This is a genomic window from Devosia crocina (assembly GCF_900116545.1).
Taxonomy (GTDB): domain Bacteria; phylum Pseudomonadota; class Alphaproteobacteria; order Rhizobiales; family Devosiaceae; genus Devosia; species Devosia crocina.
The window spans coordinates 858,157-874,493 of record NZ_FPCK01000001.1 but is presented as its reverse complement, the minus strand read 5'-3'; the positions used below and the strand labels follow the sequence as shown (position 1 = coordinate 874,493).

Annotated in this window: 18 protein-coding genes; 10 read left to right on the top strand and 8 right to left on the bottom strand. The window is 61.6% G+C overall.

What is annotated here, in order from left to right; all coding sequences use genetic code 11:
• Nucleotides 1-6 precede the first annotated feature (6 nt).
• Nucleotides 7-879, top strand: coding sequence for an oxygen-dependent coproporphyrinogen oxidase (gene hemF / locus BM364_RS03985; protein ID WP_092421199.1), 873 nt, complete (start codon nt 7-9; stop codon nt 877-879).
• A gap of 4 nt (nt 880-883) precedes the next feature.
• On the opposite strand, the gene BM364_RS03980 is transcribed toward hemF, so the two are convergent.
• Entirely contained in the window at nt 884-1,438 is a 555-nt protein-coding gene (locus tag BM364_RS03980) for a DUF2062 domain-containing protein (RefSeq protein WP_092421197.1), read from the bottom strand.
• 70 nt (nt 1,439-1,508) lie between these two features.
• On the opposite strand from BM364_RS03980, the gene BM364_RS03975 reads away from it, so the two are divergent.
• Together BM364_RS03975 and BM364_RS03970 are read left to right on the top strand one after the other, a co-directional pair.
• On the top strand, nt 1,509-2,645 hold the full coding sequence (locus tag BM364_RS03975) for an AAA family ATPase (protein ID WP_092421194.1): 1,137 nt from the start codon (nt 1,509-1,511) through the stop codon (nt 2,643-2,645).
• A gap of 74 nt (nt 2,646-2,719) precedes the next feature.
• On the top strand, nt 2,720-2,917 hold the full coding sequence (locus tag BM364_RS03970) for a DUF1059 domain-containing protein (protein WP_092421192.1): 198 nt from the start codon (nt 2,720-2,722) through the stop codon (nt 2,915-2,917).
• A 91-nt stretch (nt 2,918-3,008) separates the two neighbouring features.
• Here the strand turns inward: BM364_RS03970 and BM364_RS03965 are convergent, their stop codons facing one another.
• From BM364_RS03965 to BM364_RS03955, 3 genes are all read right to left on the bottom strand, one after another.
• Nucleotides 3,009-4,181, bottom strand: a complete 1,173-nt coding sequence (locus BM364_RS03965; RefSeq protein ID WP_139232470.1) for a CCA tRNA nucleotidyltransferase — start codon at nt 4,179-4,181, stop codon at nt 3,009-3,011.
• Nucleotides 4,182-4,189: 8 nt separating this feature from the next.
• Entirely contained in the window at nt 4,190-4,810 is a 621-nt protein-coding gene (locus BM364_RS03960; RefSeq protein WP_175528451.1) for a CoA pyrophosphatase, read from the bottom strand.
• Between the two features lie 619 nt (nt 4,811-5,429).
• Nucleotides 5,430-5,978 carry a GNAT family N-acetyltransferase gene (locus BM364_RS03955; protein WP_092421188.1) on the bottom strand — a complete coding sequence of 183 codons (549 nt, stop codon included), beginning with the start codon at nt 5,976-5,978 and terminating at the stop codon, nt 5,430-5,432.
• On the opposite strand from BM364_RS03955, the gene BM364_RS18725 reads away from it, so the two are divergent.
• Together BM364_RS18725 and BM364_RS03950 are read left to right on the top strand one after the other, a co-directional pair.
• Nucleotides 5,977-6,105: a hypothetical protein gene (locus BM364_RS18725; RefSeq protein WP_280140619.1), complete on the top strand. Its 129-nt coding sequence runs from the start codon at nt 5,977-5,979 to the stop codon at nt 6,103-6,105. The genes BM364_RS03955 and BM364_RS18725 overlap by 2 nt on opposite strands.
• Nucleotides 6,106-6,339: 234 nt before the next feature.
• Nucleotides 6,340-7,299: a glutathione S-transferase family protein gene (locus BM364_RS03950; RefSeq protein ID WP_092421187.1), complete on the top strand. Its 960-nt coding sequence runs from the start codon at nt 6,340-6,342 to the stop codon at nt 7,297-7,299.
• Nucleotides 7,300-7,349: 50 nt separating this feature from the next.
• Here BM364_RS03950 and BM364_RS03945 read toward each other — a convergent pair whose 3' ends face one another.
• Nucleotides 7,350-7,823, bottom strand: coding sequence for an NUDIX domain-containing protein (locus BM364_RS03945; protein ID WP_092421186.1), 474 nt, complete (start codon nt 7,821-7,823; stop codon nt 7,350-7,352).
• Between the two features lie 186 nt (nt 7,824-8,009).
• Between BM364_RS03945 and BM364_RS03940 the strand changes: the two genes are divergently transcribed.
• The 4 genes from BM364_RS03940 to BM364_RS03925 are packed head-to-tail and all read left to right on the top strand — an operon-like array spanning nt 8,010 to nt 11,908.
• Nucleotides 8,010-8,900, top strand: a complete 891-nt coding sequence (locus BM364_RS03940) for a metallophosphoesterase family protein (RefSeq protein ID WP_092421184.1) — start codon at nt 8,010-8,012, stop codon at nt 8,898-8,900.
• Between the two features lie 59 nt (nt 8,901-8,959).
• Nucleotides 8,960-10,288, top strand: a complete 1,329-nt coding sequence (locus BM364_RS03935) for a MurL-like N-terminal domain-containing (protein ID WP_139232469.1) — start codon at nt 8,960-8,962, stop codon at nt 10,286-10,288.
• Nucleotides 10,278-11,579, top strand: coding sequence for a UDP-N-acetylmuramoyl-L-alanine--D-glutamate ligase (murD, locus tag BM364_RS03930; RefSeq protein ID WP_092421180.1), 1,302 nt, complete (start codon nt 10,278-10,280; stop codon nt 11,577-11,579). Before BM364_RS03935 ends, murD begins: the two co-directional genes overlap by 11 nt.
• Complete coding sequence (locus tag BM364_RS03925; RefSeq protein WP_092421177.1) at nt 11,576-11,908, top strand: DMT family transporter; 333 nt, start codon at nt 11,576-11,578, stop codon at nt 11,906-11,908. The genes murD and BM364_RS03925 overlap by 4 nt, the downstream gene beginning before the upstream one ends.
• Before the next feature lie 5 nt (nt 11,909-11,913).
• Here the strand turns inward: BM364_RS03925 and BM364_RS03920 are convergent, their stop codons facing one another.
• Nucleotides 11,914-13,683 (bottom strand): tetratricopeptide repeat protein, encoded by a 1,770-nt coding sequence (locus BM364_RS03920; protein WP_092421175.1) that lies wholly within the window; start codon nt 13,681-13,683, stop codon nt 11,914-11,916.
• Nucleotides 13,684-13,898: 215 nt separating this feature from the next.
• Between BM364_RS03920 and BM364_RS03915 the strand changes: the two genes are divergently transcribed.
• Entirely contained in the window at nt 13,899-14,405 is a 507-nt protein-coding gene (locus BM364_RS03915) for a hypothetical protein (protein WP_139232468.1), read from the top strand.
• Between the two features lie 285 nt (nt 14,406-14,690).
• Here BM364_RS03915 and BM364_RS03910 read toward each other — a convergent pair whose 3' ends face one another.
• Complete coding sequence (locus BM364_RS03910; RefSeq protein ID WP_092421171.1) at nt 14,691-15,224, bottom strand: MgtC/SapB family protein; 534 nt, start codon at nt 15,222-15,224, stop codon at nt 14,691-14,693.
• A gap of 60 nt (nt 15,225-15,284) precedes the next feature.
• Nucleotides 15,285-16,337: an NAD(P)-dependent alcohol dehydrogenase gene (locus BM364_RS03905; protein ID WP_092421169.1), complete on the bottom strand. Its 1,053-nt coding sequence runs from the start codon at nt 16,335-16,337 to the stop codon at nt 15,285-15,287.

The window sequence follows — 16,337 nt, the reverse complement described above, 5'->3', positions numbered from 1 at the left end:
CACGCCATGACCCTGCCTGACGATATCGAAGCCAAGAAAACCACCGCCGCCGCCTGGTTCCGGACCATCCGCGACCGCATCTGCGTCAGCCTCGAAACGCTTGAAGCCGAGGTGACCGGCCCCAATGCGCACCTGCCCTCCGGCACGTTCGAGCGCACCCCCTGGGACCGCGCAGCCGGAGGCGGCGGCGAAATGTCGATGCTTCATGGCCGCGTCTTCGAAAAGGCCGGTGTCCACATCTCCGTCGTCCACGGTAATTTCTCGGAAGATTTCGCCAAACAGATGCCCGGCACCGAAGCCGGCAGCGCCTTCTGGAGCGCAGGCATTTCGCTCATCGTCCACCCTTGGAACCCGCACGTGCCGGCCGTGCACATGAACACGCGCATGATCGTCACGGGCAAGCAATGGTGGGGCGGCGGCGCCGATCTCACCCCGGTGCTCGATAGCCGCCGCACCCAGACGGATCCCGATACGATCGACTTCCACGCCGCCTTCGAGCGCGCCTGTGCCACCCATCCGGGCGTCGACTATGATCGCTTCAAGGCCTGGTGCGACGACTACTTCTTCCTGCCCCACCGCAACGAGCATCGCGGCATTGGCGGGATCTTCTACGACCACTTCAATTCTGGCGATTGGAATGCCGATTTTGCTTTCACCCGCACGGTGGGTGAAACCTTCGACACCATCTATCCCGCCCTTGTCCGCCGAAATTTCGAAAAGCCCTGGACCGAAGCCGAGCGCGACGAGCAACTGGTCCGCCGCGGCCGCTATGTCGAGTTCAACCTGCTTTATGATCGCGGCACGACCTTCGGGCTCAAGACCGGCGGCAACGTCAATTCGATTCTCTCGTCCATGCCGCCTGCGGTGAAATGGCCCTGAGCATCTAGTGCCCAGTCCGGCGGGCGGCGAGCCTTTCCGCCCGCGCCGCGCGAAACCGCGTCACCAGCCAACGCACCACCACATAGAAAATCGCGTAGACGATCAGCGCCAGCGGAATGGCGCCGATCATCATGGTGCTGAACGTGGGCCACAAAGCCGCCAGTTCCTCGGAGAACACGTTGTGCGGAATATGCTGGCCCACGGCGCTCACCTGGTCCGCCTCGGACGGGCTCACTCCGCCGCCACCGCGCATCCAGTCTCCAATCCCATAGGCGGCAGCCATGAAAAAGGGAAAGGTCAGCGGATTGCCCCAGGCCGTTCCGATCACTGCCGCAAGAAGGCTGCCGCCCGTCAAAAAGGCCAGCACGATTCCCAGCACGAAGTGCAAGCCGAACAGCGGGAACATCGATATCGCCGCTCCTGCCGCGACCCCGGCGGCGATTGCGTGCGGGCTGGCCGAAATGCGCATGATGCGGGTACGCAGATAGGTGAAATAGCGCCGCAACCCCATTCGCGGCCAGAACTTGTGCCACAATTGCGCGATTTTGTTTTTGGCCATGGGTCGGTGCCTTGTCTAGTCGCCTGGTCTAAAACGAAGCGCTGATAAACGCAGACCGGGAACGTGTTACATGAGCCTGAACGACCTCGACATCAAGTTCTATCGCTCGGTTCGCACCATCCGCTTCCCCCTGCGCCGCCTCACGGTTCTCACCGGCGGCAATGGCGTGGGCAAGACCAATCTGTATCGCGCTCTCGAGCTCGTCCGCGCCGCCGCCACTGGCGAGCTCACCATGTCGATTGCGCGCGAAGGCGGCCTTGCCTCCGCCATCTGGGCGGGCGAGCGCAAGCGCCACGAGTCACCGCGCATGAGTTTGGAAGTGGGGCTGGACACCGTGCTTCCCGGCGATGACCACGCCGCTTTCATGCCCCGCTACAGCATCGAGATCGGCTTCGGCGATTCCCGCTACGAGGCGGTGTTCAGCGAGGAGCCGCAGATCAAGTCCGAGCGCCTCGTCCTTGCCGCCCGCCGCCCCGTGACCCTGCTCGAGCGCACCGGTCCAGGCGCCTGGTATCGGGATGATAGCGGCGCCCGGCGTCCGCTCGAGCGCACCCTTCTTGCCAGCGAAACCCTGCTGTCTGAGTTGCGGGGCACCCTGCCCGAGGTCGATACGGTGCGCGACATGCTCTCGAGCTGGCGCTTCTACCATGGCTTCCGCACCGACCGTGAATCCCCGCTCCGGCGTCCGTCCCTCGCGGTCACCGCCCCCACGCTCGACGCCGATGGCAGCAATCTCGGCGCGGTCTTCGCCACCCTCAAGCATATCCGCGGCGACACCACTGATCTTGATGCAGCCATCGATCTGGCATTTCCCGGCGCCCGCCTCGATATCCCTCATCCGGGGCCGGATGCCAGTTTTTCCATGATTTTTCCGGAGATGCCCAATCGTCCATTCGGGCCGGGGGAACTCTCCGATGGCACGCTGCAATTCCTCGCTCTTTTGGGCGCACTCCTCGGCTACCGCCCCGCCCCGTTCATTGCCTTCAACGAGCCCGAGGCGTCGCTCCACCCCGATCTCATTCCCGCGATTGCCACCGCAATTGCCCGCGCCGCAGAGCGCACGCAGGTTTGGGTCGTCACCCACTCGACGCTTCTCGCCGACACGATCGCCGACCAGTCCGGGATCATTCCGCGTGAGGTCGTGCGCCGCAACGGCGGCACCTGGCTTGCCGGCCTTTCCGACATCGGCACCTTCCCCGAAGGTTGAGCGCGCCGGCCCCGTGCAACCAATACCCAGCCCTGCCGTTAACCCTGTCCATCCGCGACAAAGGAGGAATGGCAATGAAACGCTTTGATTCCGGTACGCTTATCCCTGGCTCCACCTGGAAGGCTGAAGCTGAATCCGAGGCCGAGGTCGTCCGTCGTGCCGTCGAGAACCTCAGGAATTTCCACGGCGAAACCGAAGTGCGCCCCGATATGGTCGAGCGCATCAAGGAACGCATTGTGGACGTCGACACCAATTCCTCGACAAAGCACTGATCGCGAAGCTGCGTCTTCCCGAGTGTGACTCACCCCCTCCCGGCCCCACCCTTGGGTAGGGCCGGTCAGAGATGAGGCGCGCCGCCGCGTCTCATCCTTTTGCAGCGTCTGCGAGCAATTCTTCCCGCGACAGCGAAAAACCGCTGTCGATCCACTTCGCCTCAGTTCGCGTCAATGCCGCACCGATCTCCGGGCCCGGCTTCATGCCCAGCGCAATCAGATCCCGGCCTGAAACCGGCAGCCCAGGCTCGGGCAGCCGTCCGATTTCCCGCGCCGCCTCCATCAGCCGCTCGCGCGGCCAGTTTGCCTCTGCCGCCGCCAGTGCCAAACCCTCGATCGCCGCGTCCCCATGGCGGTAAACTGCCTCGGCAAGCCGATCCGCCTCCATCAGCCGTGCCGCAGTCGCAACTTTTTCCGCCCCTGCCGCAACGGTGTTGGCAAGCCGCCACCGCTCCTGCCATGCGTCGAGGTCGCCACCGGCCAGCACGGCAAGGCGCGTTGTTCCATTCTGCCCGCCCAGCACTTCATAGCGCAGCAGAGTGGCCATCTGGTCGCGCGATGCATCCAGAATACCGATTTCGCTCATCACCGCCAGCGTCAACGCCACCTTTGGCAGCCCCAGCATGCGCCACATCTCGGCCCCGACACGCTCGGACGAAAGATGGTCGAGCCGCCCCGCCGCCGCCTGGCACGCGGCCAGACCCTCGGGGTCTAGCCGTTCCCCGCCATGGCTGGCGGTGAAGCGGAAAAAGCGATAAACCCGCAATCCGTCTTCCGCGATCCGCTGCCCCGGTTCGCCGATAAATCGCACCCGTCCATTGGCCGCATCGCCCACGCCACCAAGCGGGTCGAATACGCCTCCATCCGGTCCGCAATAAAGCGCATTCATCGTGAAATCGCGCCGGCGCGCATCTTCGGTCCAGTCCGTGCCGAAGCGCACCACGGCGTGCCGCCCGTCGGTCTCGACATCGCGCCGCAGCGTCGTCACCTCGACCACTGTTTCATTGAGCCGCAACGTAACCGTACCGTGCTCTATTCCCGTAGGATAAGCCGCGATACCCGCCGCCTTGGCACGCTGCATCACCGTCACCGGCAGCAGCTCGGTAGCCATATCGATATCGGCGTCCGGCCGCAGGCGCTCCATCAGCGTGTCGCGCACGATCCCGCCCACGGCCCGGGTCTGCCCCTCGTCTGCACCCAGAACCCGAAAGATGGTCTGCACCTCTGGCCGGGCGAGCCATTCCGCTTCAGGCAATCGCGTCACCACTCTCGTCAGCCCTCGCCCAAAGCAAGGTCGCGAAACCGCCGCGTGAGATTTGCCGTGATGCCCCAGATCGTGTGCCCGTCATGGTCGATCTGCCAGGTCGAGTGTTCCTTGCCGCCCCGAGTGATGCGAAAGCGGCCATAGCTTTGAGGATCGAGAATACGCGACAGCGGCACCTCGAAAACAGAATGCACTTCCTCAGGATTGGGCACGAAAGGCCCCGATGGCTCCACCTCCGCCACAACCGGGGTGATCAGGTAATTGCTGCCGGTGAAATAGGGCTCCATAAACCCCAGGATTCGCGCCTCTTCGGCCAGCATGCCGACCTCTTCATTGGCCTCGCGCAGCGCCGCGGCCCCGGCATCGGCATCCACCGCATCGATCTTTCCGCCCGGAAAGGCCACCTGCCCCGAATGCGACCGCAAATCGGGCGATCGCTCCGTATAGAGCACCGTATGTCCCTCCGGCCGCTTCACCAGCCCGATCAACACCGCGGCTGGCGTAGGCGGCCGCGAAAACGGCTCGAGTGGCGCCCAATCGGGCACCAGCCCCTCCCCTCCTGGCATATCCGGTGGCGCCGCCAGCAAGCGCGCAGCAAGCAAATCGACGATCGGCATATCAGGGGGCAAGAGAGCGTCCGGAAAACTATGCATAACGGACTAAGACTATGCCAGCCGCCCCACCGATGCACGCTCCAACTTGAACCCGTCGCGCCAAAAAGCTCGCAATTCAAGCCCGAAACCAGCGACGACCACCAGCCCAATCCCCTCGCCCCTATGGGGAGAGGGTTAGGGTGAGAGGTCTTTACTTGAGCAATGGCTCCATCCAGTCCCTTTATGGAAAGAGGATGCCAGCCACACCTCAAGCGCCCAGATCGAAATCCGCAATCGACCCCTGCAACATGTTCGCCAGCTAAGCCGTGTTGGGTGCCCCGCTCCAGCTGAGAAACAGCGACGCCCACCAGCCCAATCCCCTCGCCCCTTTTCTTCCTTCGAGCATAGGTCCATCCAGTCCTTCTCCGCGGGAGAGGATGCCAGCCTCACCTCAAGCGCCCAGATCGAAATAACGATCGACCCCTCGCAATGTTCGCCAGCTAAGCCCTGTTGGGTGCCCCGCTCCAGCTGAGAAACAGCGACGCCCACCAGCCCAATCCCCTCGCCCCTTCGGCGAGAGGGTTAGGGTGAGGGGTCTTTACTTGAGCAAAGGCTCCTGCCAGTCCCTCTATGGAAAGAGGATGCCAGCCTCACCTCAAGCGCCCAGATCGAAATCCGCGATCGAACCCTTGAGCGTGTTCGCCAGTTCCGGATCATCCGCCAACAGCAGAACCCGCGTCGGGTCTACGGGTCCGGGAAACTGCACATTACCCGGCACCGTGATCTTCCAGCCAAGCGGGCAATAATAATCCTGGTCGCCCACCAGCAAGACGAAATGCCCTTCGCCGCGGGACATGGCCAGCTTGCTCACTTCACGCGCCAGCAGCTTGCCCGCGCCCCGCTTGCGGAAATTGGGATGGGTTGCGAGTGGGCCGAGCAAATAGCCCTTGATCCCGCCGACGCTGATCGGAGTCATCCAAACCGAGCCACATGGCGTGCCGTCGACTTCGGCGATCAGGCTCAGGCTTTTGTCGATGGGAAAACGCTCCCGAACCCGGAAGGCCGTGCGCGAAAACCGCCCGGGACCAAAGGCAATGGCCTGCAGGTCATCGACAAAGACCTCGTCTTCCTCGCGTGCAAGGCGCACAGTGGGTTGGCCGGACAGGGGGGCAACAGCGGCCTCGGCCGCAACAGGCGTGGTCATGAGCTTGGATCCAGAAAAGCTGTGCAGAAACAATTGCGGCCGCCCCAAGGGCACCGCGCTGATCGACCGGCTATGGTCGTCGGAGCATCTGCAAAACCTTTACCATCCTGGACGCCTCCACGTCTGATCGCGCATTAGCACCGGCATTGCCCGGCGTAAATGGGAATATCTGCTTCATGGCTGAAATTCCTCCGCCACATTGTCCCGATGTAACCCGATTGCACAACAGTTTGTTGCCGTTCCCCTGACTTATCGCATCGAAGAAGCGTCTTTAGATGTTGGGTAGGATCAGGGCCGACTCGTTCGCTGGCAACAGAGGACCGGCCAATCCAGACAGCAAGATGACCGAAAGGGACCAAAGATGGGACAGTTGATCGACGGCAAATGGTCGGACCAGTGGTACGACACCAAAAAGACCGGCGGAAAGTTCGTCCGCTCCCAATCCGGTTTCCGCAACTGGGTCACCGCGGATGGTGCGCCCGGTCCCTCAGGCAACGGCGGCTTTGCTGCCGAAGCAGACCGCTACCACCTCTATGTTTCCCTCGCCTGTCCCTGGGCGCACCGCACCCTGATCTTCCGCAAGCTCAAGGAGTTGGAAAATCTGATTTCGGTTTCGGTCGTCTCACCCAAGATGCCGGACGAAACCGGCTGGAGCTTCAAGAAAGACGAAGGCTCGACCGGCGACACTCTGTTGGGCAAGGATTTCCTCTGGCAGGTCTATGCCGAGGCTCAGTCCGACTATACCGGCCGCGTTACCGTACCCGTTCTTTGGGACAAGAAGACCGGCACCATCGTGTCCAATGAAAGTGCGGAAATCATCCGCATGTTCAACACAGCCTTCAACGAGCTGACCGGCAACACCGACGATTACTATCCCGAGGCACTGCGCCAGGAAATCGACGCGATCAATGCCCGCGTCTACGACGACATCAACAACGGCGTCTACAAGGCCGGCTTCGCCACCACCCAGGACGCCTACGAGGAAGCCGCCCGGAAGCTCTTCGCCGCTCTTGATTGGGTCGAGGACATTCTCAGCGACAAGGCCTATCTCACCGGCGACAGCATCACCGAAGCCGACTGGCGTTTGTTCACCACCCTCGTGCGCTTCGACGCCGTCTATTTCGGTCACTTCAAGTGCAATATCCGCGAGATCGCGGACTATCCGAACCTATCCCACTATCTGAAGGCGCTTTACGAGGTGCCCGGCGTCAAGGAGACGGTCGATATCGGTCAGATCCAGACGCACTATTATTGGAGCCACACCACCATCAATCCGCACAGGATCATCCCGGTTGGCCCAAAACTCTCGTTTATGAGCTGATCGGCCTTGATGTGCTAACCAGATGCTAGCAAAACCATAGCCGGAAGAGGTCAATATCCCCATATATCGCGGCGCGGCGCATTGTCGAAAACCTCGTCGATGCGCTGCGACGTGGCTGGAGTTACTCCCTCCGGCAACTTGCTGATCTGGAACCACCCGGTTTCGGAAATCTCGTGATCCTTCTTGCGCTCGAACACGAATTCATGCGCCCGCGCCACATAGAAGAGCACATGGTCACGGTTGGTCACGGGGCTGGAATTATGATAGATTCCAAAGAGTTCCATGGGACCTGTAACCCGGTAGCCGGTCTCCTCCAGCACCTCGCGCGCCGCCGAAACCTCGGCCGTTTCCCCCGGCTCGATTCCCCCACCGGGAAATTGCCAGCCCGGCACATAGGTGTGGCGGATCAGAAATACCTTATCCCCGTCCACCAGCATCACTCGCGTCCCGATCGTCATCCGCCGCAAAAGCCCCACGACGGTCAGGAAAACCTTGGCACGAACCTGCTGGAATCGATTCATCATCGCTAGAAACTCCTTGGCCCTTCTGGGAGGCGTAGCGTCTCCTGCGCAAAAGTCGAGAGCCAAGCGCGCCTTTGTGCGTTAGAAGGCGTGACGGCGGAAACAAACCTATGTTTACGCCTGCATACATTCTAATCCACGGCGATTGGCCGTTTCCCTGTTATCTCGCTTCTGGCAAAACCACAGCCGATGATCACACTTGCCCACATTTCCGACATTCATCTTTCCCCCCTGCCCGAGGTGGCCCTCAGGAACCTGGTGGGCAAACGCCTGACGGGCTTCCTCAACTGGAAGCTCAAACGCCACGGCGAGATGAAAACCGAGACGCTGCATAGGCTTGTGGCCCATATGCGCGACCAAGACGCCGATTTCACCGTGGTGACCGGCGACCTTACCAATCTCGCGCTGCCCGAAGAAGTTCGCCGCGCCGGACAGTGGCTGACCGACCTTGGCCACAGTGATCGCATCGCCGTTTGCCCGGGCAATCACGACGCCTATGTCCCTGGCGCCATGGATGAAGCCATTGAAAACTGGGGCGAATATCTCAAGGGCGAGACACTGGAAGGGGAGACGTTCCCCTTTGTCCGCCGGGTCGGCGATGTCGCGATCGTCTCCTGCTCGAGCGCTGTGCCGACGGCCCCTTTCCTTGCGATCGGCCGTTTCGAGGACAAGCAGGCAGCCCGTCTCGACCGGATGCTCAAGCTCTTGGGCGACGCCGGCTACTTCCGTGTGGTTCTGATCCATCACCCGCCGAACGCCGAGCTGCAACACCCCTCATTCGGCCTCAAGGGACACCGAATCTTCCGCCAGGTGATCAAGGAGCGCGGCGCCGAACTGGTCCTTCATGGACATACCCATCGCTCCTCTATCCATCATATCCCCGGTCTCGATCACGAGGTTCCGGTGATCGGCGTTGCTGCTGCCAGCGCAGCGCAGGGGGGAACGCTGGACGACCCTGCCCGCTACAATCTTTTCCGCATCGAAAAGGTCGGGAATGGCTGGTCCTGCACCATGCGCGAATACGGCTTCCAGCGAGTCGGCGACGACATCGTCATGCGCATGCAAATGCGGATCTACTAGCCACTCCCGCGACTGGTGCAAATCACCTATATGATGTGGCAAAGCCGCGTGAGTTGCCCGTGACCGAAACCTTTTCTATCCTCCCCCCCCGCTTCGATCCCACAACCGGCGAGGCGCATTTCAGCTATCGCCTCAACGATCTCGATTTTGTCGAAGTTCTCGGGCTGCCGCGGGGTGCCGATCCGGCAAAGGCTGCAACGCCGGCCTTTCGCAAGCTGCTCGAGCTGACGGCGTTTGTCCTGGGGGTGAGTTACTTCAAGCTGCGCGCGCCCTTCCACATCCGGTCGGAACTGGCTCTCACCGAGGCGGAACAAGCCTTCGTTATCGATGTCTACGAAAACGGCCTTGGCGAATTCTATGCCCGCAACGACCTTGCCCGTTTTGGGCGGTTGCAGCTCGATGTCCCGTCCGACGCTATCGTGCGCAAACCCGCGCCGGATCTTGCCGAACGGACGCTTCTTCCCATCGGCGGAGGCAAGGATTCGCTTGTCAGCGTCGACCTCCTCAGCCATGTCGGCTTGGATTTCTCCCCCTTCGCCGTCAACCCCAAGGGTCCGATCCTCAGCTCGATCGACGCGATCGGTCGAGACCCCGTTTATGTCACGCGCACGCTCGACGCGGAGATGATCCGTTTGGGCAAGGAGCCGGGCTTTTACAACGGCCACGTTCCTTCCACGGCGATCAACTCCATGATCGCCTCGCTTTGCGCCGTGCTCTTTGGCTATGACCAGATCGTCTTGAGCAACGAGCGCTCGGCCAGCGAAGGCAATGTGACCTTCGACGGGCGCGAGACCAATCACCAATATTCCAAGTCGCTCGGCTTTGAACTTCTGATCGCAGATATCCTCGGCGATGCCACCGGTGGAGCGCTGACCTATTTCTCCCTGCTGCGCCCCTATTCGGAAGCTCGCATTGCCTCGCTCTTTACCCAGGGTCTTCGGTTCGACACGGTCTTTTCCAGCTGCAATCGCAATTTCCGCCTCAACGGCAATGATGGCCCTCTCTGGTGTGGCGAGTGCCCCAAATGCCACTTCGTTTTCCTGATCTTTGCTCCCTTCATGGCCAAGGACCGGCTGCTCCGGATCTTCGGCAAGAACCTTCTCGATGAACCGGCCAACGAGCAATCCTTCCGCGAGCTCGCAGGCCTTGCAGGCCAGAAACCCTGGGAATGCGTCGGCGAAATCCTCGAAGCGGCGGCCTGTTTTTATACGCTTACCCGCCACGCCGATTGGCATCAGGAGGCCGTGGTGCGGGCAGTGAAGGCCGATCTATTCAGCCAGTATGGCGAGGAAAAGCTGCAGCTTGCCATGGCCGAATGCCTGACCGACAGCCACGACCACCACATCCCGGTGGCTCTGGCCGCCAAGGTGGCCGCTCATGCGGTTTGACGAACCAGTCCTGCTTTATGGGGCGGGCCGCGAAGCGATTTCGACTCGTCAGTTCCTCCGGCAGATCCAGCCCGATCTTGCGGTCTTCGTGACCGCCGACACCGGCTCGGCCGCCATTGACGGGACGGCCTTCATCCCTCCCAGAGAAATCGAACAGGCGATTGGGGAGCGCCGCTTCGGCACCATCGTCAAGAGCCCGGGCGTCTCCCGCTACAAGCCGATCTTTACCCACGCGGCCAAGGCCGGCATTGCAGTCACCTCCAACCTCAATTTATGGGGCGCGGCCTATCGCAAGAACCGCACGGTGATCGCCATCTCCGGCACCAAGGGCAAGTCGACCACCGCAACGCTGGTGCACCTCATGCTGGTCCGCTCCGGTCTCGATGCCGGGCTTGCAGGGAATGTCGGGCTCGCCCCGCTCGATATTGCCGACAAGCACGCCATTACCGTGTTCGAACTGTCGAGTTACCAGACCGCCGACATGGCATTCGTGCCCGATATCGCCGCCATTACCAATCTCTATCCTGAACACGTGGACTGGCACGGTTCAGTCGAACGCTATTTTGATGACAAATTGCACTTGGTGGACCGGGAGGGCAGTTTTGCTGTCGCCCTCGGCTCTGCCGCTGCCGGCAATGGGCGGGTCGCGCGGGCCGTTCGCGATCATCGGCGTCTTGTGCGTGAACTGACACCGCAAGAAGCCATCACCATCGAAGGCGCCGTCGCCCACTCGCGCCTTCGCGGTGAGCACAATCTCGATAACGCCCTGCTTGCGGCAAAGATCGCACTCGCAGCCGGCGCTACGATGGGCGGCGTCCTGGCCGGTATTGCCGCGTTTCGCCCCCTGCCCCATAGGCTCGAAGAGCATCGGATTGGCACGCTGACCATCGTCGATGATTCCATCTCGACCACACCCGAGGCCACAAAGGCAGCGCTTGCAGCCTACCCCGGCCGTCGTATTGCCCTTGTCGCTGGCGGGCACGAACGGGAGCAGGATTACGGCGAGTTGGCAGGGCTCCTGGCGATGCGGGGCGTCACGGTTCTCGTCACCCTTCCGGTAACGGGCGCGCGCCTTGCCGAGGCTGCACGCAAAGCAGCTCCCGATCTTTCCGTCAGCCAATGTCCTGATCTTGAAGCGGCGATCGCCACTCTCGCCTCGATACGGGACCGGTTCGATACCATCATTCTGTCCCCTGGCGCGCCGTCTTACAATCAGTTCAAGAATTTCGAGGAACGCGGCACCCGCTTTGTCGAACTATGCCGAACTCAGTTCGGGACCAATCTGGCATGAACGGCGCCGTTTACCTCGCCGTCGCCATTGTAGGCGAGGTGATTGCCACATCGTTCCTGCGCGCTTCGGCGGGCTTCACTCAGCTTGTGCCCACCATCATCGTGGTGGTGGGCTATTCCATCACCTTCTACTTCTTCTCGCTTGCCCTTCAGACCATACCGGTCGGCATCGGCTATGCCATCTGGTCAGGCGTGGGCATTGTCCTGGTTTCGATCATCGCCTTTTTCGCCTATGGTCAGTCCCTCGATATCCCCGCCCTGGTCGGCATCGGCCTGATCCTTGCCGGTGTGCTGGTGATCAATCTCTTCAGTCATTCTAGCACGCATTAAGCGCTTCAGAAGGCCGCCACCAGCGACATTGGCGGTATGCCCGTTCGTGACAGTCCTGTCCGCAGGTGCTCCAGTAGCTCGACATCCGTACTCCGGCGACGGAGCTGGGTCATGATCCCGTAGCCTCGGAAGCTCGACACTTCCAAAACGCGCGGCAGGAGCCGCTCGACAGCCCCGGCATCGCCGAGCTCCTGTGCTGACACAATCCCAAGCGGTGCTCCAACCTCCACATCGACACGCGCGCAAAGCTCTGCCAGCTGCAGGGCCCGGGCAAATTGGCGATCCCTATATGCCCCGAGGGCGGGCACGCATTGATACCAGGCAGGAACATTGGAGACCGGCAAGGCTCCGATGGCACGCTGAGCGAGGGGAAGCGCCTGTTCGAGCCGTCCCATAAGCGCGAGGTGCCTTGCATGGGCAGCCGCTCCGTCCACGCTAGCGGGGTTGAGTTGCAGCGATGTACTATAGGCGCCTTCCGCGTCGTCATGTGCGCCCATCGCCTCATGCAGGCGCGCCCTCTGCTCCCAAACGAAGCTGCTGGTCGGCGCAGCTTGAAGAGCGCGAGAGATGAACTCGTTGGCTTGGCCAAACCGCGCCATCTGCGTCGAAGGCGTCACGCGCACCGTATCGCTGGTCTCCGCGATCAGGCTTCCCTCGATGGCAAGCAAGCTGGGATGCGTCCGTTGATCCTCGGGCAGCGCTGCGAGGCACGAACGGACCCGGCCGGCGGCGCCCGTCGCCTGGCTGGCGCGATAGATGTTGAACAACAACGCGCAGGTGTAAAACCCCTCTTGTCCTGCAAAGTTGCCATTGCTCAGGGCAGCGCGAGCCTTGGCATGGAGCGGTCCACGGAAAGTGCCGAGGGAAGAAACCAGCCGCTGCGAAATCGCATCGATCCTGCCGGACTCGAAGAGATCGGCAGGCGGAACTGCAAGCGAGAGGTTCCACACGACGCTGTTGGTATCGAGATCGGTCAGGATGGCGTTAACGACATAGTCCGATTCCGGCGTCTCCTGCCGCACAAGTCCACTGAGCAGGTAATCATCTTGCACATCGTCGGGCACGGCGACATCGCCTCGCCCGTCATAGGTCACATTCACCGCGATAAACGGCTGGAAATCCGTCACCAGCTCGATCGCGAGCGCCGAAAGCGCCGTGGTCACGGCAGGTGTGTCCGTCAAGTTCTGGAAATCGACGATACGCAATTCCGGCGGACGCAAGAGCGGCTCGGCTACTGCCGCGGGCCGGTTAAGCGGGCCCCAGCTCGATAGAGAATAGGCCAGCACGGCCACACCGATCGCGATCACAAAAAGAACGATCCACGACACTGTCACCTGTCCTCGCGGCCGCTTCTCCTCGTGGGCAGGAACGAGGTCGAGCTCAGGCTCGGCAAAAGTTGGGACAGATGCTTCGTCTCGAGGCACGACAGGCGCAGCCACAAGCACGAAATCGGGAACGTAGCGCCCGATCGGCAGCTGTATCTGCACCGCTTCTCCAGTGCCTGGTCCGCGATAATATTGATCCAGAAGCGCTCGCAATCGCCGCGCCTGCACCCGAACGATCGGGTCGCTCTGCGGATCGAAGTCCGCCGGGCGGCCGAACACGTCAACGGCGATGGAGTAAGCCTTCACCGACTGTGTCTCGCCGTCGAGCCGCTTGTGGACGATGTAGCTCAAGAAGCGCGTAAGTTGAGGCGAGCGGGCCATTTCTGACCACGCCGTCAAGCGATCGAGCGCCGCCAGGACCGCATCCCTGTCTGCCGCAACGTCAGTCATTTTACCCCCGGACGCTACGTAAAATGCCGTCGCTGACATGTAAAAGGCAAGTGCAAACTTACCTTGATTTTACAGGAGCATCCTTTTCGCGCGAGCCCGGCTACCGCATACCTCGCCCTACTGGCGCTGAACTGATTTGCGCCGGGTTTCGCAGTCGGCGGAAAGGCCCCCAAGACTGCGGATTTCTCTTCGATATTACGCAGGTTGGAGACTAGGTGAGTCCCACTTGCCTCAAGAGTAGATTTGCCCAGTGGACGCCGGGCAAGGAGTTGCGTGTGGAAAACCCGGGCGGGATCGCTCCATGGATCGGCTTGATCGATGACGACGGTCACTCTGCGTATCTGTTCCAGCGGGAAATGCGCGAGCTGCTCGGCACAGATGTGTGCAGCTATGGCGGTGACTGCGAAGCCGTTGCAGATCTTGACCTGGTGTTGAGCGATTCGCGCGCCGACTGGCCCGATCTCCTGGTGGTCGATCTAAAGGCTCATAGCCTTGCCACACTTGAATTCGTGCAGCGTCACGCCTCCTGGTTGCGCCAGAAAGGCATTCCGCTGATCGCCATGGTGCCGCCTGCGGATCCCAAGGCGTGCCGAATGTACCACGAAGCCGGCGCGGCTGCCGTCTTCTTCCGCCAGCCCGAGCGCGACGCCTATCGTCGCGAACTGGAAGGCATCGAAAATTTCCGGGCGCGCACTCAGCGCCTGGACGCTGTCGGCATGTGACTCCTGCGTCCACAGGTTACGTGCCTTAGGCGGAGAGAACGTTGCTGGATGCGGTTGTCCCGACCGTGTCAGGCATTCCCAAGCGTTCTCTCCGCCCATTGGACAAGGGTTTCGATCTGCACCATCGGAACCCGGAAGCGCTGCTTGGCTCTGTGCGAGGCAGCGTGGGGGCGCGGTCGTGATACCTCCCGATCATGACCGTACGGGGGGAGAAGCATTCCGCCCTGCAACGCATCGTCCCTCAGCGTTGCAGGGCTACTCCATATGCTTCTCCCCGCGGCCCGTTCACATTGCTTCTTCGCCTTTGCGCAGTTCCGCCCGGTGATCGAGTTGCGCATCCTCCTGGGACTTGTGCCCAATCTTGTGCGCGATGGCGCGTAACGCAGCCAGGATCAAGACCGCGAGTACAGTGGTTGCTGCGGCGAGCGTATAAAACCCTAGCGCGCAGGCGACACCCACTGCGCCAGCAAGCCACATACCCGCTGCCGTCGTCAGGCCCTGTACGCCCACGCCGCTGCGGAAAATCGCTCCGGCACCCAGAAAAGCGATGCCTGCCGTTACGGCCTCGACCGCACGGATGGGGTCGGACTGCGACGTCATGCCATCGCCGATAGTATGGAAAATCTCGAAGGCCAGGATCGTGAACAGCGCTGCGGCGACCGCGATAAGGATATGGGTGCGAAGGCCCGCCTCGGCCGTCCGCATTTCCCGCTCAAAGCCGATGATGGCGCCGCAAACTGCAGCGATCACCAACCTGATTCCCATGATGTGTTCAGGCAAATAGGTGTCCGTTAGCCCGAAACTATTCCCGGTATCCATCAACTGCCTCCGATTGTGACGATAAGATCACAATCGCGCTAAACCGCTGCGGGTTCCGTTTCACCCCTCGGCTGCAACACGGATCTGCAGTTTGACATCCTGTGGCCTGGCCTCAACGGCGCGGTCGAACGCCTCCTTGGCCTCATCGAAGGCAAAAGTTTGGGAGATGAGCGGCTTGAGATCGACCTTGCCTGATGCGATCAGCGCAATTGCCCGCTCATACTGGTGGGCATAGCGAAAGACATTCTTGATCCGCAGCTCCTTGGTCGAAGCCGCCGCGATATCGAGCTTGATGGGTTCGACCGGCAAGCCCACCACCACGATCGCTCCGCCGGGACGCGGCAGATCCATGATTGTTTCCCAGGCCTTGGGCGATCCCGAACACTCGAAAACGATGTCGGCGCCCCAGCCCTCCGTGAGTTCACCGACCTTCTCCACAAGGTTGGTGTCCCGGATGTTGACCGGGATGACGCCCTGATAGCGCGCCGCGATATCGAGTTTGGGTTGCGCCAGATCCGCCACGATGACCCTCGCGCATCCCCCGGCAAGTGCGGCCAGCGCGACCATGGTGCCAATCGGCCCTGCACCGAGCACCACGGCAGTATCGCCGGGCACGATGCGTGCCTTGCTTGCCGCCTGCATGCCGACAGCGAATGGCTCTACCATGGCGCCTTCGGCGAAGCTCACATTGTCCGGCAGCTTGAAAGTGTAATCGGCTGGATGAACGACTTCCGGGGTCAGGACACCGTGGATGGGCGGCGTGGCCCAAAAGCGCACTGCCGGATCGACATTATACATGCCGAGCCGGCTGGCACGCGAGGAAGAATCGGGCACGCCCGGCTCCATGCAGACCCGATCACCCACTTTGAGATGGGAAACCCCCTCGCCCACTTCCACGATGGTTCCGGCCGCCTCATGCCCCAAGACCATGGGCGCGTCGACCACAAAGGGACCGATGCGCCCGTGGGTATAATAATGGACATCAGACCCGCAGACGCCCACCGTATGTATGGCGATCCGCACCTCGCCCCTGCCGACATCGAGCGGAAGCTCGATATCGCGCAGCTGCAACTCATGCTGCTTTTCAAGTACGAGCGCGCGAACCTTAGCCAT

Coding starts and splice junctions, on each gene's coding strand:
- BM364_RS03955 (WP_092421188.1), bottom strand. CDS start 5,978: ATGACCACGCCTGTTGCGGCCGAGGCCGCTGTTGCCCCCCTGTCCGGC.
- BM364_RS03920 (WP_092421175.1), bottom strand. CDS start 13,683: ATGACTGACGTTGCGGCAGACAGGGATGCGGTCCTGGCGGCGCTCGAT.
- murD (WP_092421180.1), top strand. CDS start 10,278: ATGCGGTTTGACGAACCAGTCCTGCTTTATGGGGCGGGCCGCGAAGCG.
- BM364_RS03940 (WP_092421184.1), top strand. CDS start 8,010: ATGATCACACTTGCCCACATTTCCGACATTCATCTTTCCCCCCTGCCC.
- BM364_RS03980 (WP_092421197.1), bottom strand. CDS start 1,438: ATGGCCAAAAACAAAATCGCGCAATTGTGGCACAAGTTCTGGCCGCGA.
- hemF (WP_092421199.1), top strand. CDS start 7: ATGACCCTGCCTGACGATATCGAAGCCAAGAAAACCACCGCCGCCGCC.
- BM364_RS03950 (WP_092421187.1), top strand. CDS start 6,340: ATGGGACAGTTGATCGACGGCAAATGGTCGGACCAGTGGTACGACACC.
- BM364_RS03925 (WP_092421177.1), top strand. CDS start 11,576: ATGAACGGCGCCGTTTACCTCGCCGTCGCCATTGTAGGCGAGGTGATT.
- BM364_RS03970 (WP_092421192.1), top strand. CDS start 2,720: ATGAAACGCTTTGATTCCGGTACGCTTATCCCTGGCTCCACCTGGAAG.
- BM364_RS03910 (WP_092421171.1), bottom strand. CDS start 15,224: ATGGATACCGGGAATAGTTTCGGGCTAACGGACACCTATTTGCCTGAA.
- BM364_RS03975 (WP_092421194.1), top strand. CDS start 1,509: ATGAGCCTGAACGACCTCGACATCAAGTTCTATCGCTCGGTTCGCACC.
- BM364_RS18725 (WP_280140619.1), top strand. CDS start 5,977: ATGAGCTTGGATCCAGAAAAGCTGTGCAGAAACAATTGCGGCCGCCCC.
- BM364_RS03905 (WP_092421169.1), bottom strand. CDS start 16,337: ATGGCTAAGGTTCGCGCGCTCGTACTTGAAAAGCAGCATGAGTTGCAG.
- BM364_RS03945 (WP_092421186.1), bottom strand. CDS start 7,823: ATGATGAATCGATTCCAGCAGGTTCGTGCCAAGGTTTTCCTGACCGTC.